This is a genomic window from Flavobacterium plurextorum (genome assembly GCF_002217395.1).
Taxonomy (GTDB): domain Bacteria; phylum Bacteroidota; class Bacteroidia; order Flavobacteriales; family Flavobacteriaceae; genus Flavobacterium; species Flavobacterium plurextorum.
On record NZ_MUHD01000026.1, the window covers coordinates 45,668 to 72,411 of the forward strand.

Genomic DNA, 26,744 nt, shown 5'->3' on the forward strand with positions numbered 1-26,744 from the left:
TTGATGCGTTTACAAAACTCATCTCTAAGTTAAAACAGATTTTTGTTAGAGATTTCAGATTATAATCTTTGTTATATTTAATTCAAATGAAAAATTCAAAAAATACTATAATTCATATTATTTGTTTACTAATAATTCTTGTTGTATCGAATGGTTGTTCATCAAAACACATTAAAAAGGTAAATGAAGATATAAAAACAGATTTCGGTATAACGCTGATTTCGCCTTCACAAGGAATATTTTTTGTTGAAAACCAAAAAGTTGCAGCCTCAGAAGAAGAAGTTGAAATTCATAAAAAAACGGCAGATTCTATTTATAATAAATATGGTCCCGCAACAGATAAAAGATTTGTAGGCAGAACAAACGCCAGAGAATTAAAATTCATTACTGCCAAAAAAACATACCTTATAGATGTCACTATGCTTGATAAAAGAACTGCAATGGTTTTGTTTGATGGTAAAAATAAACCTGTTATAAAGTATAACCCTAAAAAATATAATAGTATTGTTGAAAAGCATTTTATTGCCAATTCTAACTAAAACAGCACTCATGCAAAAAAGCAAATACAGTATCATTTGTGTCATTTTTTTCTTTAGCCTGTATTCTTTTTCACAAGAAAAAGCTACTGATAGTCTAACGTACAATTTTTCATCTTTTGTAAAAGGAGCAAACAAAACCAAGGATAATACTTATATCAGAAAAGTAAATATTTATAAGTCAGATCTATCAGATCAAACCATCAAGTATACTTTTTTGTGTATGGATTTTAAATTTGAAGGTCCAAATAATGTTTCCTACATTCGAAGAGTTGCTTATGTTTTTGATGAAATTTCAGTTTTGGTCAATCCAAGCGGAAAGATAATTGATGTTATAAAACCGGAAGATATGGATAAAAGATGGCAGGAAACAAAGGAAAAAATACTTCTTAGTTATTCTGGTTCGGCAATAACAAAATATTTAGAACAAGTAGAAGTAACTATAAATAATAAGCAAAAGCTAACTGATTTTTTGCAGTCAGATGCCATGTATGGATTTCTTTTAAAAGGGCTTTCACAAATAAATAATCCTGACCAATTATCGACGATAAAATTTAATAAAAGAGAGGATTTAAAAATAATTACACCAAAATCATTGTCAAAAGATGATAAGGAAGAGTTTGTCATCAAAAAAAAGACCCTGATAAAAGCTGCTAAAGTTAATGAATCCGTTAGATACGAAATTGATTTACTGCCATATGCAGAGTAATAATTTTTAAAATATAACATATGACAACACATCCATATTGGGGAGATGTAGAAGAAGATTGGGCTGGTTATTCTTCGGAGATTTATTTTTCACATCCGTTTTTTGATATTCCTAAAACAGAAGTTTTTTTAGGTGATGAATACGATGAAGAGGGCGAAGAAATTGAAACGCCTCCAACCGAAAAACAATTGACAGCATTTGCAAAAACGTATCGAATTTTTATTGATAATATCGAAAATCATTTGGCAGATTTACAATTAAAATCATTTGAACGATACAAAAGAATTTATGCAAAATATTACGAAAACAGCGAACAATCGGGCGAACCGCCATTAAACATTGACAGCATTGAAAAACACAACGCCTACATTAAAGATTTAATGTATCTACGTGTTTTGGACAATAAAACCATCAAGATAACTATTCGGTATAAGTTAGATACCGAACATGGCATTGAATTTAAGTTTGTAGATGGACAAATAGAAGCTGTTGGAGGTATTTCAGAGACTTAGATAAAGATAAAAAAACTCGAGTTTGTCGAGTTTTTTTATCTTTATTTTGTGTTTAAAAGCGAGATTTTTTGTGTTTGCGCTGTCCTTCTTTTTTCGATTGTTTATTCAATTTCTATATATTCAGATTTTCCTTTGTCGTTTCCATTTGTCAGCCATTCCCAATCCAAAGACAATTTTATTTTACCATTCTCTGTCAAACTAATTTGTGCCAATGCTTTACCTGCTTTTAGTTCATTATCTGTAGTCAAACATTGATAAAGCATATTTAATTCGTTGTCTTTTAAATCGGCAATAATCTTTCCGTATTTTATTGTTCCTCCAAAATAGTCTGCAGTCACAAGATTTCCGTCCTGATTATAATTAAAAACAGTTTCTGTATTTACTTGCCCATTATCTGAATTTTGAATTAAGGCAAACTTTTTATTCTTGAAATTAAATTTACTCATATTGTCTTGTAGTTTTATTTCAGTTGTTTTAAGTTACGATTTAGTTCTTAATTTGAACTCTGAGCTAAGTTAGCACATGCAAATTTGAATGGGCAAAAATTATTCGATATTGTGTTTATGTTTCTCGAAGTATTCGATTGCCATTTCTAGAATTTCTTCTTTTGTTGTAAAGTTATATTTTATTCCATCGTTTAGTATGTGCATTTCACCAAGTTTTGGAGTGTAATGTTTTCCATTTAAATGGAATGACTGTATAAGCGTCAGCCAATGATTTCGATGTTGATCTTTGAAAGAGAATAAGGAATTATCAGATATTATAAAAGTGGTTCCGTTATCGTGGTCTAGGATTGAAGCACTTTTACTGCTGTCATAATTGCCAAAAATAGTAACATTGGGATTGTACTTTTTTGACAATAGTTCTTGGATTTTTGGTGTTAGCGGCATGATCAATGGTTTATTTTGTGGTATTTACTGTAAATTAAGACTACGGTTTTCAGTAATTTGACCACTATCAGTTTTTTTTATATCAAAATAAGTCATTTTTTGAAAAAAGAACAAATAGTTGCAATTAAGAAATTAAAAAAATGATTGACTTTGTGATTTGTGGAGGAGAATTGTATTTAAATTTTTGTTGTAATTCAATGACTTGATAATCTGTAGATTTGGCTTTAAAATTTTTTGGGTAATAATTACTGGTTCAATGAATTTGGTGTGGATTTTAAATCTTTATTTGAGTGAGGAGTAGAGTTGAGAAAATGAAAAACCTCGATTTTTTTAAGGTCGAGGTTTTTATTAATTTACTTTGATTGGTGATATGGTAACTTGAGTGTTTTTTACTAGAAGCAATTTCTAAAAATCAGAAAGTTCCTTTGATGCAAGTTTCATTACGCCACTCACTAATTTTTTAAATCTGTCAGTTTGAAAAACTAATTGAAGCGTTTTTTTAAATTCTTCCTCATCTTTTATTACGGTGGTTTTTTTTTCTAGTGTAAATGTATTATTGATTTCATCATGTATATCTATTTCTAAAAATATTGTTGCAGGGTAAATTGTAATGTCATATCCCACTTCTAGTAATAAAAAATTGTAACCGTTAATATATTTGCTGTGTAAAATTAACTCATATTGAAAATTCGTATATAATTTAGAATTTATTCTAGCTTGTTCAGATTTTTCTAATAATAGCATATCTGCAAGATTTTTTGTTGCTTCCGTGAAGCCATTTATAGCTGATAATATAATTTCATCAGGTGTAGTTATTTTTAAAGGCTCAAATTTATTCCATTCCATGACTTATATTTATTTTAATTCAAATTCAAAACTTAAAGGTAAGTGATCAGATATTAATATTTTATTTTTTAAGTTATCAAAAAAGATGTTTTTTTTACTGTGTACTATAAAATCAATTTTTTCCGATTCAATATTAAATAATAAATTTCTACTTATGAGCACTTGATCTAATAAATGATGTTCTAATATATCGAAAGATGAACCACTAGGTCTTGCAAAATATTTACTTCCAGGGAAATGATTTTTTTCATATAATTTCCATGTCGGATTGTAATATAATATCTTTTCAGAATTAGTACTCAAGTGAGATATTTTTCGTCTAAAGTTTGTTGAATTAGTAGCTCCAAAACCATCAAATTCTATTAGTGCGGGTTCAAATGGGTTGACGTTAAAATCTCCAATAATAATTATGTTTTTAAGATTAGAGTTTCCAATTTTTGAATCTATTTCATTTCTCACATCTCTTATAAAACATTTTAAGGCATTTTGATGTTGAAACATTTGAGATGGCAGATGAACGGATACAATATGTAAATCTAATATTGGTAAGTATATGGTTGTGTAATACTTCGTTTGATAGTTTAAATTACATTTTAAGCTTTTCTTCTTTACAATTTTTACTCTGTCACAACCAGGATTATCATAATATTCAAAATCTATCCTATTTAGATCGGTATTTCCTTTTTCGAGAAGTACTTCATCAATTTCTGATAAAAATAAAAAATCAGGATCATAATCTTCTAAAATATCAATTATGCAATCTAAAGAGTTGTTATTTTTTGTATTCCAATAAATTAACTTCATTAAGTTTTCTACATTTAGCTGGTTTAGATTCTGAATGGTCTCTTCGTTATATTTTATAACGAAAGAACTAAACATATTTTTTGCTAAGGTAATAATTCTATTGAAAAGCTAGATCGTCTAAAAAAGTGAATTATATTTTTTTTGATTTTTTCCCTTTTATTCTGCGAACGTTTAACACATTCCACTTGTTAAATACAAGATAAGATTTAAAGATGTAATTGAGCAGAGATATAAGATTTCTTAGTTCGAATTTTGTTAAAAATCTCTTTTGCTAGCATGAGCGTAGCTCGTGCATACAATGATTCTTGGATTCATGAACAAGACACTAGAGTTTAGGGAAAAATTACTCTAATAAATTTTCTGGTAATTTAATTTTGTTTTCTTTGGCTATTTCTTCAAGTTTAGTATTTATTCTTTCAAAATCTTCTTTAGTTTTCATCAGTGCCCATTTAGATTTTAATATTTTCTCTTGTGTTGAATCAATGTAGGGACTAATAATATTTAATCTTTGATTAAAAGAAGTATTCAATTGTAAATCAGAATATGCCAACATAATAAAATATATTATTGGCAAGAAAAGAATAATATTTATAATAGGAGAATACTTAACGATAATTCTTTTTGCAGTTATCTTCGCTTGATTATCTTTATTGATGTTTTCAACATCTATCCTTTTATGAGAATTCTTTTTTAATATTGAAGTTAAAAAAAATCCTAGTATTATTGCTGTCCAAACTAAAAAATCAATCCAATTGCGTTGACCATACGCTGCATTTTTGTATAAATAGTCACTCAAATTGAAAAAAGTGTTTTTAGAAAAATCTGCTATAATTGCCCATAGAAATTCTAATATTGGTTTAAGAACAATTAAGAAAATAGATGATGCGAATAAACTTTTTAAAAGACTCCTTTTACTTTCTGTCATTTGTTTTTAGATTGTTTTTGGTTAATAAATTAAATTCAAAAATATCAATTTAACAATGCTAACAACCACGTACTTTTACCTGTTTATAAAAAAAACAAAAAAAAGGACAGTCCCTCCAATTAAAGAAAAACTGCCCTTTAGACAAATTTTTAGTTTTGCATTCCTAAGAATACGTACAGTTTTTAGTAATCACTAAAATGAAGACAAAACGCAGGTTATTCGTTTATAGTATCTCCTTCTTTAGTTTCTTCGCTGGCAATTTTTACCAGTTTATCTTTTGGATTCAAATCACCAAATATTTCTATTTTATCGTCAATTTCTCTTCCTTTTTTTACGTTAACTCTTGTCGCTTTACGATTAAGGACTTTGATTACAAAAACGCCTTCGGCAGCATTTACAACTGCTGATTTTGGAACTACAAATGTGCTGTCTTTTGCGTTTAAAGGCAGTAAAACTTCGGCAACCATTCCAGGTAATAAATTTCCTTTTGTGTTGTGAACGTCCATTTCTACACGTTCAGAACGTAATTTTAAATCTAAAGCCCCAGACATTCTTGTGATTTTAGCGGTAAAAGTATCAGGCAGAGACTTTACATTAAAACTCATTTCCTCGCCATTGTGCAAATATCCTGTATATAATTCTGGAACAGAAACTGCCAAACGCAATTTACTTTGTTCCTGAATCGTTAATAATGGTAAATCTGAACCTTTTCCTGACGGTCCTACAAATGTTCCTAAATTGACATTTCTTGCCGCTACAACGCCGTTAAAAGGAGCGCGAATTTCAAGATATCCTCTCATAATTGCCACTTCTTTATGTGCTGCAATTGCCGCTTGTAATTGTGCATAATCAGAGTTCTTTTTTCCGCTTGCCATTTCAAGATCGTTTTTAGAAATCGTTCCTTCCACTTTGCTTGTTTCGTACAAACGATTGTAAGTGCTTTTGCTCGTAGCATAAATCGCTTCCATCGATTTTAATCGCGATTCGGCTGCAGCCAATTGCGAACTGATTTCTGGCGCTTCAAGAACAATTAAAAGCTGTCCTTTTGTAACTTTCGAACCAATATCAACTTTTAGTGTTTTTACAAAACTGCTCACTTTTGCATATAAATCTACTTGTTGAAAACCGGTTAATTCAGCAGGTAAACGTAGTTGAGTCGTCAGCTTTTCTTTATCTAAAAGAAACGTTTCTGTTTTAGGTTCAATTTCTGCCGTAACAGTTTCTTCTTTCTTTGAATTACAGCTGTTCAGGAATAATAATGCTGCAAAAAACAGCGCGGTTGGTTGTAGTATTTTAGTCTTCATTTTATGATTTTGTATAAAAGATGATGTAATGTCTTATTTAATAAATAAGCGAAAAGGATAAAAGTGTCTGAAGTGTTTTCGCTACGTGGGACTTTCAGCTTTATGACTTTCCAACTTTCGACTTATTTAATGATGAGATATAATGGATGCTTTCTTCGTCTTCTGGATCTAAAGAAACAGATTGTGTTGATGCTTTTTCTTGTGCCCAAGCAAATATTTGCGGTAGAATTAATAGTACGGCAAAAGTCGAGAATAATAAACCGCCAATAACTGCTCGTCCTAACGGAGAAACCTGATCGCCGCCTTCGCCGTGACCAATTGCCATTGGTAACATTCCTGCAATCATCGCAACTGATGTCATAATAATTGGACGAAGACGCAGTGCTGCAGCTTCACGCGCAGATTCTAATGCGTTGCCGTTTATTTTTCGCAATTGTTCTGCATTGGTAACCAATAAAACAGCATTTGCAATCGAAACTCCTACAGACATAATAATTCCCATATAAGACTGTAAATTTAAAGTTGAGCCTGTTAATGTCAGCATAATTAAAGCTCCCAAAACTACCGCTGGAACTGTTGTTAAAATAACCAGCGATACTTTGAATGACTGGAAATTAGCGGCCAACATTAAGAAGATTACAAAAATGGCAACCAATAATCCTACTTGCAAACTGCTTAATGTTTCCTCCAATACTTTACTTAAACCAATAGGATTGATGAACAAACCACGAGGCAGTTCTCCTAAAGATTTAATTGTTGCAGAAACATCTTTTGCAGCCGTCCCCAAATCGGTCTGATTGATGTTTGCTGTAACCGTAATGTATGGCATAGCCCCTAAATTGTCATTTTCACCGCTTACAAATCCGGGTGTAATTTTGGCAACGTCACTTAAAACAGGACGAAGCGAATTTTTCAATAACGGAATTTCTCCCATATCCGTTTTACTTTTCATTTGATTCAATGGCACTTGAACCTGAACGTTGTATGATAATCCGGCTCTTTCATCAACCCACATATTTTTTTCGGTATATCGAGATGATGAAGTCGAAGCAACAAGCGAACGCGAAATATCATTCATATCAACTCCAAGTTCAGCAGCGCGCGTTCTGTCAATATCAATGTTCATTGCTGGATAATGAATAGGCTGACCAATTTGAACGTCTCTGAAATACGAAATCGCTTTTAGTTTATCGACAATTTGATTGGCGTATAATTCATTTCTTTTTTTGTCTTTTCCTGCAATTCTAATTTCAATTGGAGTAGGAGAACCTTGGCTTAATACTTTATCCGTTAATTCGATTGGTTCAAAAGAAACTTTAGTGTCTGGCAATACTTTTTTAAGTCGTGCTCTAAAGTCATCTTTAAAATCATCCATATCAACATGATAATCCTTTAAACTTACCTGAAAAACGGCTTCATGCGAGCCTGCCATGAATAAATAAATTGGATTAATAGAGAATAAAGACGGATGCTGTCCTACATACACAGAAGAGATTCCGATATGCTCTGGTCCAACCATTTTTTTCAATTCTTTTAAAACAATTACGGCTTGTTCCTCAGTTCGTTCTAAACGCGTTCCATCTGGAGCACGAAGTCTCAATTGAAACTGACTTGAATTTACTTTTGGAAAAACATCTTTTCCAATAAAAGTTAGTAACACAACAGCTAAAACTGTCGCAGAAACCAAATAGACAATACTCGTAGCTTTTTTATGAACAAACAATCGATCTAGAGTTCTCATAAAACGTATTCTAAAACGTTCAAAAGCACTTATTTTTCCGTCTTGATTTGTATCTTCTCTTTCAACCATTACTTTTTTCTGGCTGATTAAGTCTTTTTCAGATTCAGGTGTTAAACCGCAAGCATTAAATTCGGCTTCATCATCTGTAATCTCTGGCGTGTGCTCATGTTTTGGATGTGCTTTCATTAACCAGTTTGCCATTACAGGAACAAATGTTTGCGATAATAAAAAGGAAATTACCATCGAGAATCCAATTGCTAAAGCCAAAGGCAAGAATAAAGCTCCTGGAATACCAACCATTGTAAATGCTGGTGCAAAAACGGCAAGAATACAAAGCAAGATCAATAATTTTGGTAATGCAATCTCTTGACACGCATCCCAAATGGCAAGTGCTTTTGGTTTTCCCATATCGAGATGCTGGTGAATGTTTTCAATTGTAACCGTACTTTCATCCACCAAAATTCCAATTGCCAGCGCTAATCCGCTTAAAGACATTAAGTTGATAGTTTGTCCGAACAGTTTCAAGAATAAAACTCCCGAAATAATCGAAATAGGAATGGTTAAGATTACAATTAATGCGGCACGTTTATCTCCAAGGAATAATAAAACCATTAAACCAGTTAAAACAGCTCCAATAATCCCTTCGGTAATTAAACTTTTTACGGAATTGATTACATAAACAGACTGATCAAATTCATAAGATAATTTTACATCTTCAGGTAATGTACTTTGAATTTTAGGCAGTTCGGCTTTTAATTTCTGAACCACATCCCAAGTCGAAGCGTCTCCCGCTTTTGCAATACTAATATAAACCGAACGTTTTCCGTTTACTAATGCATATCCTTGCGTAATATCGGCACCATCTTTTACGGTTGCAACATCGCCTAATTTTAAGTTTTGAACGCTTCCTTTAAATAACGGAATGTTTTCAAAGTCTTTAACTTCTTTAATCGTATTGTTAGTTGGTGTAATATAGTTTTTATCACCCATTCTCACGTTTCCAGAAGGAGCCGTTTGGTTGTTTACGCGAATCGCTTCTACAATTTGATCGGGCGTCATATTATGCGAACGCAATAGATCTGGATCAACGTTTACCTCAATTGTTCTTGGGCTTCCGCCGAATGGTGCCGGCGATAATAAACCAGGAATCGAAGTAAATGAAGCACGAACATAAACGTTGGCTAAATCTTGTAATTCATTATTAGAACGTATTTTACTGCTCAAAACCAATTGACCAATTGGCAGAGAAGAAGCATCAAATCGAATAATAAACGGCGGTTGTGTTCCAGGCGGAAATGCTGCTTGAATCCTGTTCGAAAGTGAACTTAATTCGGCTGCAGCCTGCGCCATATTTGTGTTTTCATAATAGGTTAATTTCATAATCATTAACCCTTGAATATTTTTGGTCTCTACTGATTTTACACCATTGGCAAAAGGCAGAATGTTGACATAAGTCTTAGCAAAATAAGCTTCCATCTGGTCTGGAGTATAACCTCCAAATGGATGCGCAATATAAATAACCGGCAAATTCATTTTTGGCAGAATATCTACCTTAATGTCTTTGATGGCACCAATTCCGAAGAAAAATAGACCCGCAACCAATACTAATATGGAGATGGGTTTGCGGAGTGCAAAACGTATTAAATTCATTAGGATCTATAATTAAAATTCATTTATAAATAAGTCAAAATTGCCTGTTGCAGCCACTTTCAATAAATACGACTGCCATACATTATTATTGACAATATCACGATCGATTTCGGCACGGTTTAAAGTGTAAATTGTTTGAGTCAAATCTGTTAAATCCGTTAAACCATTTTTGTATAAAGTCGATTTTTGAATGTAAGCTCTTTTTGCCGCATCGACCTGAATTGGAGCTTCGATATAATTATCCATGGTAATTTTGATCTTATCTTCGGCAAATGTCAATTGCGATTTCAATTCTCGATCAGCCTGATTATATTCTTCCTGTAAAGCTTGCGAAACAAATTTTTGAGCGCTCACTTGTTTACTGGATCTGAAAGGAGTAGTTAAATTCCATGTAATTCCAATTCCAACCAAATAATTGCTTCGATCCGGATTTACACCATCCCAATAATTTCTGCTAAAAGCATGTTGGTCTGTTGCATAACTATTATCAAATCCTGAAGCTCTGGTTTGTAAAACACCAAAAGCACTCATAGTTGGGTAATAAAAACGTTTGTATAATTTTACCTGCTGATTGCTGTAATCGATTTTGGTTTTATAAAATTGCAATAAAGGATGAAGACTGTCTGTTGCAGTATTTTCTTTTACAAGTTCTCTCGGAATTTGAGTTACAAAAAGGGTATCTGCAGCAAAATCCTGAGGAGCAACGCCCATTAAATCGACCAATTTATTGTTCTGTTCTTTCACGAAATTCTTTGCAAGATTCAAAGCGATTTTTGCTTTCGAAACTTCGGCTGTTGCCAATGTTGAATCTACGCCTGCTAATAATCCGTTTTTAACCCTTGCAACAGCTGTTTTTTTGAAAACCTCTGCACGGCTTAAATTCTTTTGCTGAGAAATCAATAATCTTTGGCTTGCCAATAAATTTAAGTAAGCAGCAGAAATTTTGATTTCCTGCTGGAATTTCTCCTGCTCTAAATCTTTTTCTTTGGCTTGAACATCAATTTTAGACAAATTGATTTTTTCCTGTGTTTTTCCGAAAGTGAAAAAATCCCAGTTCATGTTGACCAAATAAAGTGCTCCAAATGCCGAATTCCAGTTTTGTTGAGGAAGCGGAAGTCCAGATGAAGCAACTCCAAGTCCTCCAAAACCATAAAGAGGTCCGTTTTGACCGTTTACAGTTCCGTAATCTTGTTGAGCCGATAAATTTAAGTTAGGCAGATAATCACGACGAGATTGTTTTAAAGTCTCTTTTGAAGCATTCGTGTAATTGTTTTTTGCTCGAATCGAACCGTAGTTTTCAAGCCCTGTTTTTATTGCTTCTTTTAAAGACAAGGTTTGAGAGTAACCGATTGAGGCAAAAATCAAGAAAAATAATAAAGTAATTTTTTTGAAATACATAAACTCAAGTGTGAAATTATAGAACAAATTTATTTACCTTGAACTGATAAAAGTCAGGTTAAGTGATGTACTGCAATTATAAATGACAAATTCAATTGGTCATTTTTACGAAATAATAATTAAAATTTTGTCCGTACTTTGTATTCTATTTAAGTTTCAAAAATGAACGAGAAGTTTGACAGTATAGTGGATAATAAATGGTGGCAGGAAATTGCCGTCGTCGCATTTTCTTTTACCATCTATACGCTAAAAAACGATTGGATGTTGTTTAGTTCTATGGCATCTATTTTAATGGGCATTTTTTTCTACCTGATTCTTTACCTGCACGCCCAGTTTAATCGTTTTTTTCTTCTTCCAATATTATTCAAAACCCGTCGACCAGTTACCTATATTTTATTAACGCTTTTTGGAGTTGTCGTTTTCTCAATTGTTTTATACGAGATTACAACCTTAGAGATGTTTAATAAATGCCGTTTGTATCAAAATTCGCATCAACGAAGTTATGTTTATCAACTCGCAAGCGTTTTGGGAACATTAGTTTGTATTTTGAGTCCGATTATTGTTTTCAAATTTTATAGAATTCATAAAAGAAGAACAGACGAAGCGCTGCTTTTTAATCAAATGCAGTTGAATTCTTTGAAAGGACAATTGAACCCGCATTTTTTGTTTAATACATTCAATACGCTTTACGGAATTAGTCTGGAGTTTCCAGATAGAACGCCGGATTTAATCATGAAAGTTTCGCAGTTAATGCGCTATCAGTTAGAAAGTAACAGCAAACAATGTGTGTCTTTAGAAGATGAATTAGAATTTATAAACAGTTATGTTCAGCTAGAAAAAGAACGTGTAGGTTATCGATGTGATGTTACCTATGATTGCAAAATTGATAACGAAAATGCCTATAAAATCTCACCAATGCTTTTAATTGCATTTATCGAAAATGCATTTAAACATGGTACGTGTGCAATTGAAAAGTGTTTCGTAAGGATTTTTATTACCGTCGAAAAAGGAGATCTTCATCTGCATGTTGTAAATTCTATTCCAACGAAGAAAACAGATGTTGTTTCAACGAAAATTGGTTTAAAAAACACAATTGAAAGACTGAATTTGATTTATGGTAAAAACTATAAACTCGATATTCAAGAAGAAAAGAATACTTATATAGTCGATTTGAAACTGCAGCTGAAAAAGTTTGTGTAATGAAAGATCCAAAAAAATGTATAATTGTTGATGATGAGCCGGCAGCACATTATGTTTTGGCGAATTATATTAAACAGAATCCACAGTTAGAATTGGTTTTTCAAGGTTATAATGGTATTGAAGCAATGGATTTTCTTAGGGAAAATAAGGTCGATTTGATGTTTCTAGATATTAATATGCCCGAAATTTCAGGAATGGAATTGTTGAAGATAATTCCGAATCATCCTAAAACTATTTTAACCACCGCTTATTCTGAATTTGCGCTGGAAAGTTATGACTATGGAGTAATTGATTATTTGCTGAAGCCTATTTATTTTCCAAGATTTCTAAAAGCTGTTGAACGCTTTTTCTCTACAGAAAATATAAAAGGAAAAGAAGAAGAGATTGTTATTGATATTTTGAATGTAAAAGTTGACGGTTATTTTATTGATATTGAATTGGATCAGCTTTTGTTTGCGCAAAGTTTTGGAAACTACGTAAAACTGCATACTCAAAAGCGAACGTATTTAGCTTCAATCACAACAACGGAACTTGAAAAATGCCTGCCGGAAAAGAATTTTATACGAATACACAAATCCTATATTGTTGCTTTGGATAAAGTTGACAGCACCGAAAAAGATTTTGTTATGATTAAGAATGAAAAACTTCCAATTGGCATTACCTATAAGAGAGAACTTTCAGATCGTTTAAAAAAGTAAAAAATTGTTAATAATATTTTGTTTAAAGTTTATTAAAAAGTAGTAATTTTAATACGTTAGATTATGGTTTTTTAATTTGAAACTGAGGAATTATGAAAAATATTTTGCTTGTAATGCTCTTTTTGTACAGTGGTCTATTAATTGGTCAGAACGGAATATCTGAAAATAAGATTGTCACGCCGCCAGAAAAAGTGCTGTTTAATTTTCAAAAAGAATATCCAAATAAGGAAGCAGTCTGGTCACTCAATTATGTTGGAGATGATGATGATGAGATTAGATACGAAGCAAAATTTAATACAGACAAGAATATTAAATCTCTTGCAGTTTATGATAATTTAGGAATATTAAAAGCATTTGAACAGCAAATTCCATTAAGTCAATTGCCAGTTAAGGCACAAAATTATTTGAAGAAAAATTATTCTCCAAAAGCAATAAAAGAAATTGCAGTAGTTGTTGACGATAAGAATATAACGACTTATGAAGTTGGAATAGAAAAAGACGGGAAATTTTATGATCTTGTTTTTGATAAAAATGGAGGTTTTGATGTCAGCATCGAAAAAAATTAAAATGTTTACTTACTAATTCAATTATATTTAGAACGACAAACCCGATAAGATTTTAAAGCTTATCGGGTTTTGTTTTTTATTAATTAAAAGAGGGAACTGTATTATAATTTATTTTAGAATTATGAGCTAAACTACAAATTCATACCACCAGAAACCTCAATTCGCTGTGCGTTTACCCAGCGTGCATCTTCGGTGCATAAAAAAGCAACTACTCCGCCAATATCGTCTGGAAGACCAACTCTTCCTAATGCCGTTACTCCTGCTATATTTTTATTTAATTGCTCATTATCACGAACCGCACCGCCGCCAAAATCGGTTTCAATAGCACCGGGAGCAACCACATTTACTTTAATTTTTCTTTCGCCTAATTCTTTTGCCTGATACTTAGTTAAGGTTTCAACAGCACCTTTCATAGATGCATAAGCGGCATAACCTGGAAATGAAAAGCGGGTTAAACCAGTTGAAATATTTACGATTCCGCCGCCATCATTCATTACATTCAATGCTTTTTGAGTTAAGAAAAATGGACCTTTAAATTGAATATTTGTCAATTGATCAAATTCGGCTTCTGTTGTGGCAATAAATGAATTGTGAATTCCAATTCCGGCATTGTTCACTAAAAAATCGAATTTATCCGTTTTAAAAGCGCTTTTTAAAGTAGTTTGTACTTCTTTAAAAAAAGAATCAAAAGTTGCAGTATCCGCCACGTTTAACTGAAGTGAAGCTGCTTTTTGACCTAAATTTTCGATTTCTTTTACAACCAAATCAGCTTCGTCTTTTTTGCTGTTGTAAGTTATAATAACATCAATTCCTTTTTTTGCAATTGCAATTGCCATGTTTTTTCCTAAACCTCTGCTTCCGCCTGTAACCAGAGCTATTTTTGTTTGTATTGCCATTTTTATATGTGTTTTAAATTGATACTGCAAAGATAGGAGCGGGGCAGATTTGGAGAATTGCAAATATCAAAGCAATGTTTGCAAAATTCAAATCAAAGAATATAATTTCTATTTTTTCAAATCCCAAACCTGAAACCTGAAACCTGAAACCTGAAACCTGAAACAGAACAACTAACTTCTAAAAGCCAAAGGTGTTAAAGAAGTTTGTTTTTTAAAGAAATTAGAGAAATGAGCTAATTCTTCAAAACCAAGTGAATAGGCAATTTCAGATACATTCCAGTCTGTTTGTTTTAAAAGAACTTTTGCTTCATTTGTTAATCGCGTACTGATTAATTCAGTTGTGGTTTTTCCTGTATTTTCTTTTAAAACCTTATTTAAATGGTTGACATGTACAGATAATCGTGCGGCAAAGTCTTTTGCTGTTCTCAATTCTAATCGCTGATGCGGAGATTCTATAGGGAATTGTCTCTCTAGTAATTCAGCAAATAAGGACGAAACTCGTGCAGCAGAATTGTGTTTAGAATAAAGCGCAGAAATGGGTTGTAATTTTTGACCAAAATGAATCAATTCAGCAACATAATTTCTGATTAAATCATATTTGTAGATATAATCAGAGTTGATTTCTTTTTGTATTTTGTTGAAAATCAATTCCGCTTCTGAAACTTCTTCATCTGAAAGTTGAAAAATAGGATAACCATCTGAAGCAAAAATTGGAAGTTCATCAAGATCAATTCCGCTTTTCTTTTTAGATAGAAACTCACTGGTAAAAACACAAAACTGTCCCGATTGATTAGTGTCTTGCGGAACATAATTGTATGGAATTTTGGGTGTTGCAAATAACAATCCTTGCTTTTCGATTTCGATTATTTTATCAGCATATTCAGCTCTGTTTTTGCCTTTTATCAAGCTTATTTTGTAATAAGCTCTTCTGTCATAAGGCATAACCGATTTTCCTTGCAAACGATCTAAAAGCTCTTTAATGTCAAAAACATTAAAATGTCCAATCTCTTTTTGAATATCATTAGGTAATAGTGAAGCAGGTTCAACAGCTGAACCTTCGGTAATATCCTGATAAAAGGAGTCTAGGGATTTCATATCGTGATGAATTGCGAAATTCAAATATACGAAAAATAAAAAGATTGGTTTTTGTTTGTTTCAAGTTTCAGGTTGTATTGTGATTATCTAAGCGCAATAACGATAGCCATCAGGAGCAGTGTTTTTTCGAAAGGTTCGTAAAACATACACGCATTTTATGTCATTTCAAGGAACGCGAAATCACACGCGGGATTCAGTAAAGATTAAAAATTACGGAATAATTAAAACAAACTTCCTTGTACAAACTCAGGTTCTGGATTACCTCCAAAAGGAAAAGCATCAATTACAAAAAACTGTTTTACTTTGGGATCAAATTCTCTTAGAACAATTTCATTGCATACAAATTGAAGATCAATTTCTGTAAATAGTTCTGATGCAGTTTTAAGATTTTCGGGTGTTAATCTTCTTCCAATTGATAAATGCGGATTATCACTTTTCTTAAGATTTAAAGACTTTAGTGTTTCATGAATTTTTTTCATGATTGGCACAAGATTATTTTTTGAATCTTTGGTTACGCCAATAAAAAAAGCACCACTATTTGGGAAAGAATCAAAATGATCTAAAGATACTTTAAAAGGTGTAAAAGTATCAGAAATTTTAGAAAGCTTTTGTTTGATTGAATCCAATTGAGATTCATCAATTTTGAATTCGCAAATCGTAATGTGTGCGTCAGAATTACAGCTGTTATACCATTCTATTTTACTTCTTAAAAAGTCTTTTAGCTTTTTAACGGGCTCAACTACTGATTTAGAATAAAATACAACTGAATAGGTTTTTTCCATTTTGAGGCTTTAAATTATGCAAATTTATAGCTTTCCTTTTAAATGTAATCGATGGAGAATTTCAGATTTTAATAAACCGCTTCCGCCTCCAAAATGCTCAATTACTTCTACTTCAGGCTGTTTTTTTAAGCAAAAAGAAGTGAATTCTTTCTCGATGTGATTCTCGATTCCAGAGCTTAAAAGTACAATGTCGATTTTATGGTTTAAAAAGTATTCTTGTGCCTCTTTTTCATTGTTGAAAGCAATGGCATTCCAATTTTCATCCGCATTTACAAGGCGAAGTAAAATGGCTAGAATTTCTTCATTTTTACCTAAGAGTAAGAATTCAAGAGTTTTCATAATCTTTTATTTAAGTAACAAATTTACGAGTATTACGGCAATGCTAACTTAATCTAGGATAAGAAATCAGCATGTTTATTAACTTGTTGCAACATTTTTATTTAGAATTGAGGTTTATTTTTAAATACAACATTTTGAGATACAATGATCTAGGGTTTGTTAACATAAAAATAACGTAAAATATTACAAAAATGAGGAAAGCCGTAATAAAATCTAAAAAGACGGCAGTAGATTTGTGTTATAGAATTACTGAGATTATTTTTTACTTTTCTATGATTAAACTGTTTTTGGAGAAACTTTTTAAAGGAAAATTAGACAATCCATTTACGTGGACTGCATTGTATAAATTTGCAATAATACAATAATGTATAATTTTCTTAAGGTTTTTAGATTTGGTTATTAAGTTAACCATATCTAAAAACCTTTTTTTATTTAAAGAAGTCCGTTGCTTTTAAGCCATTCTTCGCAATCTTTAGTCCAATATTTACTAGTGTCTTTTACACCTAATCCAAAACCATGTCCTCCTTTTTCATATAAATGTAACTCTGCTGCAACATTATTTTTTTTGAGTGCTAAGTAATAATTAATGCTGTTTTCTGGCAAAACTGCGGTGTCATCTGTAGCGTGAATTAAAAAAGCTGGCGGTGTTTGAGGTGTGATTTTTTTATCATTAGAGAAAGCATCTATAAGAGCCTGTGTTGGGTTGTTTCCTAGTAAATTGGTTTGTGAACCTTTGTGAGTTATTTGATTTTCCATTGAAATTACTGGATAAATAAGAAGTGAAAAATCAGGGCGCGCACTTGTTTTAAAAGAGGATTCATAAACTTTATCGTCATAATGTGTAGATAAGGTTGAAGCCAAATGTCCTCCAGCAGAAAAGCCCATTATTCCAATTTTTTTCGGATCAATATTCCATTTAGCTGCATTTTGTCGTACATAACGCATGGCTTCCTGTGCATCTTGAAGCGGACCTATATATTTATTTTTCATTATAAGATCGCTCGGAAGACGATACTTTAGTACAAAAGCTGTAATTCCTAAACTGTTGAGCCAAGCTGCAACTTTGGTTCCTTCCTTGTCAATTGCTAAATGTGAGTAACCGCCGCCGGGAAGAATAATTACAGCGGTATGATCAGGATTGCTCACAGCAGGAAAAAAAGCAGTAAGAGTAGGTGTTGATACTTGACTTGTACTTTGAATAATTCCGTTTTTAAAATCTGGTTTTTCTTTGTAATCGGAAGCTTTTATTTCATCTGGAATTTGCTGCCAAAGATTTACAGTTTGATTTTGTGCCGATGCTGAAGCTAAGTTTCCAAGTATAAAAATCATAAAAAATGCAGCTTTTTTGAAGTATTGTTTTTTTGTGCTTTTCACGGTAAATAAAGTTGTTTAGGATTAATTTTAAGAGAACAGACAGATTAGGAATGTTAAATTTCATCAAAACTTAAATAATTAAAACCAAAATTGAAACATTCTGTTTTTTAGCGGACAATTTTGATGTCGGAAACAGATTATTTTTGCATGTTCGCAATTAACAAATATATTGTTTAATATTTAATTTAGTAGTCATTTTTTTAAGCGATATGTTTATTTATGTGACAAATATAAATTTTTATATAATTTATTTGGAATATAAAGATTTAAAACTATATTTGTGCAATCGATTACATTATTTACGTTTGTTTGTTTTGGATTCTTGATTTTGATCTTTCGAATTTTACTTAATAGTGTGTTGATTTTCCAAAAAACTTTATAACTATAATAAGCCGTTACCATGAATCAAACCGATGCCGTTACCGTAAATCAAAACGTCAAATCCACAGGAAAATATCGTTGGAGCATATGTGCGCTGCTATTTTTTGCAACGACCATTAATTATTTAGATCGCCAAGTTCTATCGTTAACATGGAGCGATTTTATAGCTCCTGAATTTCACTGGACAAATAATGACTATGGAAATATTACTGCTTTGTTTTCTATATTTTACGCAGTTTCTCTTTTGTTTGCTGGGCGATTTGTAGATTGGCTTGATACAAAAAAAGGATTTCTTTGGGCAATTGGTATTTGGTCTGTAGGAGCTTGTTTACATGCTTTTTGCGGTATTGCTACTTCAGGAATAATAACTGGTAATTGGTTAGTAGGATTTCATGGCTCAAAAGAAATAATCAGTACAATAAATGATACTGCGCTGGTAATCAATGTGAGTGTTGCTTTATTTATTTTTGCGCGCTTTGTCTTGGCAGTTGGTGAGGCTGGAAATTTTCCAGCAGCAATTAAAACTACTGCAGAATATTTTCCTAAAAAAGACAGAGCTTTTTCAACAAGTATTTTTAATGCAGGTGCAACTGTAGGTGCATTAGCAGCCCCAATTACTATTCCATTTATTGCAAAATCATTCGGTTGGGAAATGTCTTTTATTATCATCGGAGCTTTAGGATTTGTTTGGATGGGATTCTGGGTTTTTATGTATGATAAACCAGAAAGACACCCAAGAGTGAGTGCAGAGGAATTAGCTTATATTCAACAAGATGATATTGCAGACAGCAAATTAGAAGGTTACGTGCCGGAAACAACTTCAAAAGTTTCTTTTGTTGACTGCTTTAAATACAAACAAACTTGGGCTTTTGCCTTTGGTAAATTTATGACAGATGGAGTTTGGTGGTTTTTCTTGTTCTGGACGCCTGCTTATTTGAGCTCTGTTTACGGAATGGATTCTACAGAAGCTGCATTGCCATTATTTGTATTGTATATGATTACATTATTGTCAATTATTGGCGGATGGCTTCCAACTTATTTTGTCGAAAAGAAAGGGATGAATCCTTACGAAGGAAGAATGAGAGCAATGTTAATTTTTGCCTTCTTTCCTCTATTAGCTTTAATTGCGCAGCCTTTAGGATATATCAGCTACTGGGTTCCGGTTGTGATTATTGGAATTGCAGGTGCAGCACATCAATCTTGGTCGGCTAATATTTTTACTACAGTTGGAGATATGTTTCCTAAGAAAGCGATTGCAACTATTACAGGAATTGGAGGTTTAGCAGGTGGAGTAGGATCGACTTTAATTAATAAAGGTTCAGGAGTTTTATTTGATCATGCTAAAGAAACAAATATGGTTTTTATGGGCTTTAAAGGTATTGAAGCTGGATATTTTATAATCTTTTCAATTTGTGCGGTTTGTTATTTAACAGGTTGGGTTGTAATGAAATCTCTTGTTCCAAAATACAGTCCAATTACAAACTTGTAAAAGATAATTTGTCTAAATAGTATAATTTTTTCAATTCAATTATGCTATTTCAATATAAAAAATTAATTTTGTGCAATCGATTACATTAAAATAAAAATTATGACAAAATATAGTTCAAGATACGCGTCAAGCCCTGAAGCTGTTAAAAAATATGATACACAACAATTGAGAGAAGAATTCTTAATTGATGATTTAATGCAGGAGGATGAAGTTGTATTGGTTTACTCTCACTACGACAGATACATTGCAGGTTCTGCGGTTCCTGTAAAAGGTGATTTAGCTTTGGAAACAATCGATCCGCTTAAAGCGCCGTATTTTTTAGAAAGAAGAGAACTTGGAATTATTAATGTAGGCGGAAGCGGTTCTGTAGTTGTAGAAGGAACTTCTTATGAGTTAGGTTTTAAAGATGCTTTGTACATCGGAAGCGGGAATAAAGAAGTTATTTTTAAAAGTAACGACAGTAATAATCCAGCAAAATTTTACCTAAACTCTGCGCCGGCTCATACCACTTACCCAACGGTAAAAGTAAGTTTGGCAGAAGCCAATAAACTAGAATTAGGTACGATGGAAACGGCTAATCACCGTACAGTAAACCAAATGATTATTGGAAGCGTTGTAACAACCTGTCAATTGCAAATGGGTATGACGGAGTTAAGACCTGGAAGTGTTTGGAACACAATGCCGGCACACGTACACGATCGCAGAATGGAAGTTTATTTCTACTTAGATATTCCGGAAAATCAAGCTGTTTGTCATTTTATGGGACAACCGCAAGAAACAAGACATATTTGGATGAACAATCATCAGGCAGTTATTTCTCCGCCTTGGTCGATTCACTCAGGTTCAGGAACCAGCAATTATACGTTTATCTGGGGAATGGCTGGTGAGAATTTAGATTATGGAGATATGGATGTTTGTAAAATTACGGACTTAAGATAAAATCATGACAAATCTATTTGATGTAACAGGAAAAGTTGCCCTAATTACAGGAAGTACTCACGGACTGGGAATGGCAATGGCAAAGGGATTAGGAAATGCCGGTGCAACAATTGTTGTTAATGGTAATTCGTCTCAACAAAAGATTGATGAAGCTGTAAAAGAGCTAAAAAATGAAGGTATTAATGCTTTTGGATACAGGTTTAATGTAACAGATGAAAAGGAAGTTATAGAAGCTGTAAAGAAAATTGAAAGCGAAGTTGGGCCAATTGCTATTTTAATTAACAATGCTGGAATCATCAAAAGAATTCCATTGCTAGAAATGGAAGTTTCTGATTTTAGAGAAGTTATTGATATTGATTTGGTAAGTCCTTTTATTGTTTCTAAGCATGTTGCAAAAGGAATGATTGAGAGAAGACAAGGTAAAATAATCAACATTTGTTCGATGATGAGCGAATTAGGCCGTAGTACAGTTTCGGCTTATGCGGCTGCAAAAGGCGGTTTGAAGATGTTGACCAAAAACATGGCAACAGAATGGGCAAAGTATAATGTGCAAATCAACGGAATTGGACCTGGTTATTTTGCAACAGAACAAACAAAACCAATCAGAGTTGACGGACATCCGTTTAACGATTTTATTATAAGCAGAACGCCGGCGGCAAAATGGGGAGATCCAGGTGACTTGGCAGGAGCTGCAATATTTTTATCATCGAAAGCAAGTGATTTTGTAAACGGACATATTTTATATGTTGACGGCGGAATTCTTGCCACAATTGGAAAACCTTCAAACGAAGATTAATTATCAAATTTTATTTAAAAAGACATGAGCAATCAGACATTCATAAACGATAATTTTTTATTAGAAAATAAATTTGCTGAAGAGTTATACCATAACTACTCAAAAAATCAGCCTATAATTGATTACCATAATCACCTAAATCCTCAGTTTATTGCCGAAGATAAAATTTTTGACAACATAACTCAGGTTTGGATCAACGGAGATCATTACAAATGGCGTGCAATGCGTACATTAGGAATCAATGAGCAGTTTGTAACTGGAAATGGTTCAGATAAAGATAAGTTCTTAAACTGGGCGAAAACAGTTCCGTATACTATGCGTAATCCTTTGTACCACTGGACACATTTAGAATTGGCTCGTTATTTTGATATCTACGATTTGCTGAATGAAAAATCGGCAGAGAAAATTTATATCGAAACGACTGAGAAAATTAATTCGCAGGCTTACAGTACACAAAATCTGCTTAAAAAAGTAAACGCTGAATTAGTTTGTACTACAGAAGATCCAATTGATTCTTTAGAATTTCATCAGAAATTGGCAAAAAATCCAATTGGAACAAAGATGAGTACAGCTTTTAGACCAGATAAAGCGATCTTGATTTCTAATGATGGCTATAATGCATATCTAGACACATTAGGGGATGTGTCTGGAGTTGCAATTAATACTTATACTGATTTACAAACAGCATTAAGAAACAGAATTGAGTTCTTTAATGTAAACGGATGTAAATTGAGTGATCACGGTTTAGATCAAATTTATTTTGAAGAATTTACAGAATCTGAAATCAGTTCAATTTTCAAAAAGAAAAGAGAAAACAGAATCATAACTCCAGAAGAAGCTTTAAAATTCCAAAGTGCTGTTTTAGTATTCTTATCTGAAACGTATCATGAATTTGGATGGGTACAGCAATTTCACTTAGGTGCATTACGTAACAATAATGCCCGTATGCATAGAATTTTAGGTTCTGATACTGGTTGGGATTCTATTGGAGATTATCCACAGGCACAAAAATTGTCAAGCTTTTTAAATGCTTTAGACAGCAAAGATAAATTGACTAAAACAATTATCTACAACTTAAATCCTGCTGATAATGAAGTTATGGCAACGATGATTGGAAATTTCAATGATGGAAGCGTTCGTGGAAAAGTTCAGTTTGGTTCTGGATGGTGGTTTTTAGATCAAAAAGACGGAATGACTAAGCAGTTAAACGCGCTTTCAAATATGGGATTAATCAGCTGTTTTGTTGGAATGCTTACAGATTCAAGAAGTTTCTTATCATTCCCAAGACACGAGTATTTCAGACGTATTTTATGTAATCTTTTAGGAGACGAAATTAAACGTGGAGAACTTCCAAATGATATGGAATGGATAGGAAAACTAGTTTCTGATATTTCATACAACAATGCTAAAGAATATTTTAAATTTTAATTAAAAATTTAACCGCAATCCCGATAGCTATGGGGAGTGGCAAAAAAAATATAAATAATGAGTAGAGTAGTTGCATTTGGAGAAATCATGCTGCGTTTATCGACAGAAAGACACTTACGTTTTTCGCAATCTACAGCATTTGGTGCTACTTATGGTGGTGGAGAATTTAATGTATGCGTTTCTTTGGCAAATTACGGTGTAAGTGCTGAATTTGTTACAAGATTGCCTGAAAATGAAATTGGTTTTTCTGCATTAAAAGAAATCAGAAAAATGAACGTAGAGTCTAAAAATATTCTTTACGGAGGAGAACGTTTAGGGATATATTTTCTTGAAACAGGAGCAGGAACACGAGGAAGTAATGTAGTTTACGATCGTGCTCACAGTGCAATGTCGACTATTGAAAAAGGACAAATCGATTGGGAAAAAATTCTTGAAGGTGCTGAATGGTTTCATTGGAGCGGCATTACGCCGGCAATTTCTCAAAGCGCTGCAGAAGCTTGTTTGGAAGCGATTAAAACGGCTCACAAACTTGGAATTAAAATTTCATGTGATTTAAATTATAGATCAAAACTTTGGCAGTATGGTAAAACACCAAGTGAGGTTATGCCTGAAATGCTGAAATATAGTAATGTTATTTTAGGAGATATCGATACAGCTTATTTTATGTTGGGAATTCCGAAAGTGAATCCGAATTACCAGGATGAAAAAACGCTTCCAGTTTTATATACAAAATTGTTTGAATTGATTCCGAATTTAAAAGTGGCAGCTACAACATTACGTTATTCTGTAAGTGCATCTCATCAAAGAATTGGTGGAATTTTGTTTGACGGAAAGGCGGTTTATCAAGCGGCTGTTAAAGAAGTTACGCCGGTTGTGGATAGAGTAGGAAGTGGTGATGCGTTTATGGGAGGACTGATTTACGGATTGTTAGAATATCAAAATAATAACCAGAGAGCATTAGATTTTGCAGTTGCTGCTTGTTGTTTAAAACACACAATAGCAGGAGATTATAATTTGGTTACTTTAAAAGAAGTTGAAAATATGATTGATGGTGATGGTTCTGCATTAGTGTCGAGATAATTAAGAGAAATATGGCAAAATTTTCAAGAATAGAGGTTGCTCAGACGATGAAAGATAACGGAATGGTTCCTTTGTTTTTTCATTCTGACATTGAATTAAGTAAAAAAGTTTTAAAAGCATGTTATGATGGCGGTTCTAGATTAATGGAATTTACCAGCAGAGGTGATTTTGCTCATGAAGTTTTTGGAGCATTAAATAAATATGCTTTGGCTGAACTTCCGGGAATGATTTTAGGAGTTGGCTCTATCACAGATGCTGCAGCAGCTTCATTGTACATGAGTTTAGGAGCAAATTTTATTGTTACACCAGTTTTTAGAGAAGATATAGCAATTGCCTGCAATCGTCGAAAAGTATTATGGTCTCCTGGTTGTGGTACACTAACGGAAATTGCAAGAGCGGAAGAATTAGGCTGTGAAATTGTAAAATTATTTCCTGCAGATACTTATGGTCCAGAGTTTATTAAAGCAATAAAAGGACCATGTCCGTGGACAAATATTATGCCTACAGGCGGCGTTTATCCAACTGTTGAAAGTTTAAGTTCATGGCTTAATGCAGGAGCAATTTGCGTAGGATTAGGATCGCAGCTGATCTCAAAAGATATATTAGAAAATAAAGATTTTGACGGTTTAACTGCAAAAGTTAGTCAGGTTCTTGATATTATAAAAAATATAAAAAAATAAATAAGGAGTAATCATGCCAATCCTTATTTAGATGCGTTTTTTTTAGATTTTAGAGATTGTAATTGAACATTACGCTTGCAAAATAATTTCTGTCACTCCTCACAGCGGGTTTTATTTTACATTCAAGTGTAATGTTTCATTTACAATTTAAAAGGCAGAAATAAAGAAATAGGGTTTATAAATGGTTATTTATAACGCATTAAAGAAAATTTAAAATGAAAAAATTAAATAGAATAAATACAGGATTAGAAAAGTTACAGCCAATTAAGGTAGTTCAGTTTGGAGAAGGTAACTTTTTAAGAGCCTTTGTTGATTATGCTTTTTACAAACTAAATAAAGAAGTTGATTTTAATGCTGGTATTGCAATAGTTCAACCTTTGAAGGACGGTATGGTAAATATGATTAATGATCAGGACGGTCTTTATACCTTGTTTATGAACGGAATTAAAAAAGGTGAAAAGATACAAGACATTGAGTTAATTACTAATATCGTAAAAACTATAAACCCATATACTGAATTTGCAAATTATTTGGCTTTAGCTAAAGAAGAAGAACTTCAGTTTATTGTTTCTAATACTACTGAAGCTGGAATTGAATTTATTGAAAGTGATACTCCAGATATGCAGCCACCGGTGTCATTTCCTGCAAAATTGACTGTTTTATTATATGAAAGATTTAAGCATTTCAATGGAGATGCTTCTAAAGGAGTTACAATAATTCCTTGTGAATTAATTGATTATAACTCTGAGACGCTTAAAAAATATATTTTACAATATGTTGATTTATGGAAATTAGAAGATGCATTTAAAACTTGGGTATCAGATGCTTGTACCTATCATAGTACTTTGGTTGACAGAATTGTTCCTGGATATCCAAGAGCTGAAATTGAAGAATACAATAATAAATTAGATTATGAGGATAATTTAATTGTTGCGGCTGAACCTTTTTTCCTTTGGGCTATTGAAGGAGGAGATGATCTAAAAGCAAAATTGCCTTTTCATAAGACAGATTTGAATGTAAAAATCGTTGATGATATACGTCCTTTTAAAATGATTAAAGTTCGTATTTTAAACGGTGCGCATACGGCAATGGTTCCTTTTTCACTTTTGCATGGTAATAAATTAGTAATGGAAACTGTTAACGGAGATTTTACTGGAAAATTTGTAAATAGCGTTATTAGTGAAATTAGTGAAACTCTTGATATGGACAAAAATGAAATTACGGCCTATTCTGAGGAAGTAATGGACCGATTTAAAAATCCATTTATCAAACATGCACTTGCTGATATTGCATTAAATTCTGTATCGAAATTCAAAGTAAGAGTTTTGCCTAGTTTATTAGGATATTATAAGGCTAACCAAAAATTGCCTGTTAATTTGACTTTTTCGTTAGCGAGTTTAATTCGTTTCTACAAAGGAACTTGGAATGGTCAAAGTTTACCGGTTAAAGATGGTGAAGATATTACAGCTTTCTTCAGCGGACTTTGGAAATCGGATGATTACGAAAAAATCGCTCGTTTAACATTACAAAATAAAAGTTTCTGGGATGAGGATTTAACTGAAATCTCTGGATTGACAAAAGCAATTACAATTGCATTAGAAGAAATTGATGCAAATGGTATTGAAGATGGCTTTGCTAAGTTTCAAGAAAGAATAAAATAAAAAAAAGATAAAAAAAATAAAGAAC

The 26,744-nt window shown here is 32.5% G+C and carries 26 protein-coding genes; 13 read left to right on the top strand and 13 right to left on the bottom strand.

The genetic code is table 11. From position 1 onward, the window contains the following. Positions 1-86: 86 nt before the first annotated feature. The 3 genes from B0A81_RS13625 to B0A81_RS13635 are packed head-to-tail and all read left to right on the top strand — an operon-like array spanning position 87 to position 1,757. A complete protein-coding gene (locus B0A81_RS13625; RefSeq protein ID WP_089058544.1) occupies positions 87-539 on the top strand; it encodes a hypothetical protein in 453 nt (150 codons plus the stop codon). A gap of 10 nt (positions 540-549) precedes the next feature. Beyond that, entirely contained in the window at positions 550-1,245 is a 696-nt protein-coding gene (locus B0A81_RS13630) for a hypothetical protein (protein WP_089058545.1), read from the top strand. 20 nt (positions 1,246-1,265) lie between these two features. Continuing rightward, positions 1,266-1,757 (top strand): DUF6985 domain-containing protein, encoded by a 492-nt coding sequence (locus B0A81_RS13635; RefSeq protein ID WP_089058546.1) that lies wholly within the window; start codon positions 1,266-1,268, stop codon positions 1,755-1,757. A gap of 101 nt (positions 1,758-1,858) precedes the next feature. Here the strand turns inward: B0A81_RS13635 and B0A81_RS13640 are convergent, their stop codons facing one another. From B0A81_RS13640 to B0A81_RS13675, 8 genes are all read right to left on the bottom strand, one after another. Next, positions 1,859-2,203, bottom strand: coding sequence for a hypothetical protein (locus B0A81_RS13640; RefSeq protein WP_089058547.1), 345 nt, complete (start codon positions 2,201-2,203; stop codon positions 1,859-1,861). 99 nt (positions 2,204-2,302) lie between these two features. Continuing rightward, positions 2,303-2,647: a hypothetical protein gene (locus B0A81_RS13645; RefSeq protein ID WP_089058548.1), complete on the bottom strand. Its 345-nt coding sequence runs from the start codon at positions 2,645-2,647 to the stop codon at positions 2,303-2,305. Positions 2,648-3,052: 405 nt separating this feature from the next. Beyond that, positions 3,053-3,493 (bottom strand): hypothetical protein, encoded by a 441-nt coding sequence (locus B0A81_RS13650; RefSeq protein ID WP_089058549.1) that lies wholly within the window; start codon positions 3,491-3,493, stop codon positions 3,053-3,055. A 9-nt stretch (positions 3,494-3,502) separates the two neighbouring features. Continuing rightward, positions 3,503-4,297, bottom strand: a complete 795-nt coding sequence (locus tag B0A81_RS13655; RefSeq protein WP_123922184.1) for an exonuclease/endonuclease/phosphatase family protein — start codon at positions 4,295-4,297, stop codon at positions 3,503-3,505. 343 nt (positions 4,298-4,640) lie between these two features. Further along, entirely contained in the window at positions 4,641-5,222 is a 582-nt protein-coding gene (locus tag B0A81_RS13660) for a hypothetical protein (protein ID WP_089058551.1), read from the bottom strand. 215 nt (positions 5,223-5,437) lie between these two features. Further along, complete coding sequence (locus tag B0A81_RS13665) at positions 5,438-6,526, bottom strand: efflux RND transporter periplasmic adaptor subunit (RefSeq protein ID WP_089058552.1); 1,089 nt, start codon at positions 6,524-6,526, stop codon at positions 5,438-5,440. Between the two features lie 100 nt (positions 6,527-6,626). After that, positions 6,627-9,917, bottom strand: coding sequence for an efflux RND transporter permease subunit (locus B0A81_RS13670; protein WP_089058553.1), 3,291 nt, complete (start codon positions 9,915-9,917; stop codon positions 6,627-6,629). 12 nt (positions 9,918-9,929) lie between these two features. Continuing rightward, entirely contained in the window at positions 9,930-11,315 is a 1,386-nt protein-coding gene (locus B0A81_RS13675) for a TolC family protein (RefSeq protein WP_089058554.1), read from the bottom strand. 162 nt (positions 11,316-11,477) lie between these two features. On the opposite strand from B0A81_RS13675, the gene B0A81_RS13680 reads away from it, so the two are divergent. The 3 genes from B0A81_RS13680 to B0A81_RS13690 all read left to right on the top strand — a co-directional run bounded on the left by B0A81_RS13680 (position 11,478) and on the right by B0A81_RS13690 (position 13,779). Beyond that, entirely contained in the window at positions 11,478-12,515 is a 1,038-nt protein-coding gene (locus B0A81_RS13680) for a sensor histidine kinase (protein WP_089058555.1), read from the top strand. Next, entirely contained in the window at positions 12,515-13,213 is a 699-nt protein-coding gene (locus B0A81_RS13685; protein ID WP_089058556.1) for a LytR/AlgR family response regulator transcription factor, read from the top strand. The genes B0A81_RS13680 and B0A81_RS13685 overlap by 1 nt, the downstream gene beginning before the upstream one ends. 92 nt (positions 13,214-13,305) lie before the next feature. Continuing rightward, positions 13,306-13,779, top strand: a complete 474-nt coding sequence (locus B0A81_RS13690) for a hypothetical protein (RefSeq protein ID WP_089058557.1) — start codon at positions 13,306-13,308, stop codon at positions 13,777-13,779. A gap of 131 nt (positions 13,780-13,910) precedes the next feature. Here the strand turns inward: B0A81_RS13690 and B0A81_RS13695 are convergent, their stop codons facing one another. From B0A81_RS13695 to B0A81_RS13715, 5 genes are all read right to left on the bottom strand, one after another. After that, positions 13,911-14,675, bottom strand: a complete 765-nt coding sequence (locus B0A81_RS13695) for an SDR family oxidoreductase (RefSeq protein WP_089058558.1) — start codon at positions 14,673-14,675, stop codon at positions 13,911-13,913. Between the two features lie 171 nt (positions 14,676-14,846). Next, positions 14,847-15,770, bottom strand: a complete 924-nt coding sequence (locus B0A81_RS13700; protein ID WP_089058559.1) for a helix-turn-helix domain-containing protein — start codon at positions 15,768-15,770, stop codon at positions 14,847-14,849. A 221-nt stretch (positions 15,771-15,991) separates the two neighbouring features. Continuing rightward, positions 15,992-16,552: a 2'-5' RNA ligase family protein gene (locus tag B0A81_RS13705; RefSeq protein ID WP_089058560.1), complete on the bottom strand. Its 561-nt coding sequence runs from the start codon at positions 16,550-16,552 to the stop codon at positions 15,992-15,994. Positions 16,553-16,576: 24 nt separating this feature from the next. Further along, the gene (locus B0A81_RS13710) at positions 16,577-16,891 is read right to left on the bottom strand and encodes a hypothetical protein (protein ID WP_089058561.1); all 315 of its coding nucleotides are present in this window, start codon (positions 16,889-16,891) and stop codon (positions 16,577-16,579) included. A gap of 432 nt (positions 16,892-17,323) precedes the next feature. Continuing rightward, on the bottom strand, positions 17,324-18,220 hold the full coding sequence (locus B0A81_RS13715) for an alpha/beta hydrolase (RefSeq protein WP_089058594.1): 897 nt from the start codon (positions 18,218-18,220) through the stop codon (positions 17,324-17,326). Positions 18,221-18,665: 445 nt separating this feature from the next. Between B0A81_RS13715 and B0A81_RS13725 the strand changes: the two genes are divergently transcribed. The 7 genes from B0A81_RS13725 (at position 18,666) to B0A81_RS13755 (ending at position 26,719) form a co-directional block, all read left to right on the top strand. Continuing rightward, the gene (locus B0A81_RS13725; protein WP_089058563.1) at positions 18,666-20,135 is read left to right on the top strand and encodes an MFS transporter; all 1,470 of its coding nucleotides are present in this window, start codon (positions 18,666-18,668) and stop codon (positions 20,133-20,135) included. A gap of 99 nt (positions 20,136-20,234) precedes the next feature. Continuing rightward, positions 20,235-21,074, top strand: coding sequence for a 5-dehydro-4-deoxy-D-glucuronate isomerase (kduI, locus tag B0A81_RS13730; RefSeq protein ID WP_089058564.1), 840 nt, complete (start codon positions 20,235-20,237; stop codon positions 21,072-21,074). Positions 21,075-21,078: 4 nt separating this feature from the next. Then, positions 21,079-21,870, top strand: a complete 792-nt coding sequence (locus B0A81_RS13735) for a gluconate 5-dehydrogenase (protein WP_089058565.1) — start codon at positions 21,079-21,081, stop codon at positions 21,868-21,870. A gap of 24 nt (positions 21,871-21,894) precedes the next feature. Next, positions 21,895-23,298 carry a glucuronate isomerase gene (uxaC, locus tag B0A81_RS13740; protein WP_089058566.1) on the top strand — a complete coding sequence of 468 codons (1,404 nt, stop codon included), beginning with the start codon at positions 21,895-21,897 and terminating at the stop codon, positions 23,296-23,298. A gap of 57 nt (positions 23,299-23,355) precedes the next feature. After that, positions 23,356-24,378, top strand: a complete 1,023-nt coding sequence (locus tag B0A81_RS13745) for a sugar kinase (RefSeq protein ID WP_089058567.1) — start codon at positions 23,356-23,358, stop codon at positions 24,376-24,378. Between the two features lie 11 nt (positions 24,379-24,389). Further along, positions 24,390-25,058: a bifunctional 4-hydroxy-2-oxoglutarate aldolase/2-dehydro-3-deoxy-phosphogluconate aldolase gene (locus B0A81_RS13750; protein ID WP_089058568.1), complete on the top strand. Its 669-nt coding sequence runs from the start codon at positions 24,390-24,392 to the stop codon at positions 25,056-25,058. Positions 25,059-25,273: 215 nt separating this feature from the next. After that, positions 25,274-26,719: a tagaturonate reductase gene (locus B0A81_RS13755; protein WP_089058569.1), complete on the top strand. Its 1,446-nt coding sequence runs from the start codon at positions 25,274-25,276 to the stop codon at positions 26,717-26,719. The last annotated feature ends 25 nt before the right edge of the window (positions 26,720-26,744 follow it).

Excerpts from the sequence above, each read along its gene's own strand:
- B0A81_RS13625 (WP_089058544.1), top strand. The coding sequence starts at position 87 with ATGAAAAATTCAAAAAATACTATAATTCATATTATTTGTTTACTAATA.
- B0A81_RS13630 (WP_089058545.1), top strand. The coding sequence starts at position 550 with ATGCAAAAAAGCAAATACAGTATCATTTGTGTCATTTTTTTCTTTAGC.
- B0A81_RS13635 (WP_089058546.1), top strand. The coding sequence starts at position 1,266 with ATGACAACACATCCATATTGGGGAGATGTAGAAGAAGATTGGGCTGGT.
- B0A81_RS13640 (WP_089058547.1), bottom strand. The coding sequence starts at position 2,203 with ATGAGTAAATTTAATTTCAAGAATAAAAAGTTTGCCTTAATTCAAAAT.
- B0A81_RS13645 (WP_089058548.1), bottom strand. The coding sequence starts at position 2,647 with ATGCCGCTAACACCAAAAATCCAAGAACTATTGTCAAAAAAGTACAAT.
- B0A81_RS13650 (WP_089058549.1), bottom strand. The coding sequence starts at position 3,493 with ATGGAATGGAATAAATTTGAGCCTTTAAAAATAACTACACCTGATGAA.
- B0A81_RS13655 (WP_123922184.1), bottom strand. The coding sequence starts at position 4,297 with ATGAAGTTAATTTATTGGAATACAAAAAATAACAACTCTTTAGATTGC.
- B0A81_RS13660 (WP_089058551.1), bottom strand. The coding sequence starts at position 5,222 with ATGACAGAAAGTAAAAGGAGTCTTTTAAAAAGTTTATTCGCATCATCT.
- B0A81_RS13665 (WP_089058552.1), bottom strand. The coding sequence starts at position 6,526 with ATGAAGACTAAAATACTACAACCAACCGCGCTGTTTTTTGCAGCATTA.
- B0A81_RS13670 (WP_089058553.1), bottom strand. The coding sequence starts at position 9,917 with ATGAATTTAATACGTTTTGCACTCCGCAAACCCATCTCCATATTAGTA.
- B0A81_RS13675 (WP_089058554.1), bottom strand. The coding sequence starts at position 11,315 with ATGTATTTCAAAAAAATTACTTTATTATTTTTCTTGATTTTTGCCTCA.
- B0A81_RS13680 (WP_089058555.1), top strand. The coding sequence starts at position 11,478 with ATGAACGAGAAGTTTGACAGTATAGTGGATAATAAATGGTGGCAGGAA.
- B0A81_RS13685 (WP_089058556.1), top strand. The coding sequence starts at position 12,515 with ATGAAAGATCCAAAAAAATGTATAATTGTTGATGATGAGCCGGCAGCA.
- B0A81_RS13690 (WP_089058557.1), top strand. The coding sequence starts at position 13,306 with ATGAAAAATATTTTGCTTGTAATGCTCTTTTTGTACAGTGGTCTATTA.
- B0A81_RS13695 (WP_089058558.1), bottom strand. The coding sequence starts at position 14,675 with ATGGCAATACAAACAAAAATAGCTCTGGTTACAGGCGGAAGCAGAGGT.
- B0A81_RS13700 (WP_089058559.1), bottom strand. The coding sequence starts at position 15,770 with ATGAAATCCCTAGACTCCTTTTATCAGGATATTACCGAAGGTTCAGCT.
- B0A81_RS13705 (WP_089058560.1), bottom strand. The coding sequence starts at position 16,552 with ATGGAAAAAACCTATTCAGTTGTATTTTATTCTAAATCAGTAGTTGAG.
- B0A81_RS13710 (WP_089058561.1), bottom strand. The coding sequence starts at position 16,891 with ATGAAAACTCTTGAATTCTTACTCTTAGGTAAAAATGAAGAAATTCTA.
- B0A81_RS13715 (WP_089058594.1), bottom strand. The coding sequence starts at position 18,220 with ATGATTTTTATACTTGGAAACTTAGCTTCAGCATCGGCACAAAATCAA.
- B0A81_RS13725 (WP_089058563.1), top strand. The coding sequence starts at position 18,666 with ATGAATCAAACCGATGCCGTTACCGTAAATCAAAACGTCAAATCCACA.
- kduI (WP_089058564.1), top strand. The coding sequence starts at position 20,235 with ATGACAAAATATAGTTCAAGATACGCGTCAAGCCCTGAAGCTGTTAAA.
- B0A81_RS13735 (WP_089058565.1), top strand. The coding sequence starts at position 21,079 with ATGACAAATCTATTTGATGTAACAGGAAAAGTTGCCCTAATTACAGGA.
- uxaC (WP_089058566.1), top strand. The coding sequence starts at position 21,895 with ATGAGCAATCAGACATTCATAAACGATAATTTTTTATTAGAAAATAAA.
- B0A81_RS13745 (WP_089058567.1), top strand. The coding sequence starts at position 23,356 with ATGAGTAGAGTAGTTGCATTTGGAGAAATCATGCTGCGTTTATCGACA.
- B0A81_RS13750 (WP_089058568.1), top strand. The coding sequence starts at position 24,390 with ATGGCAAAATTTTCAAGAATAGAGGTTGCTCAGACGATGAAAGATAAC.
- B0A81_RS13755 (WP_089058569.1), top strand. The coding sequence starts at position 25,274 with ATGAAAAAATTAAATAGAATAAATACAGGATTAGAAAAGTTACAGCCA.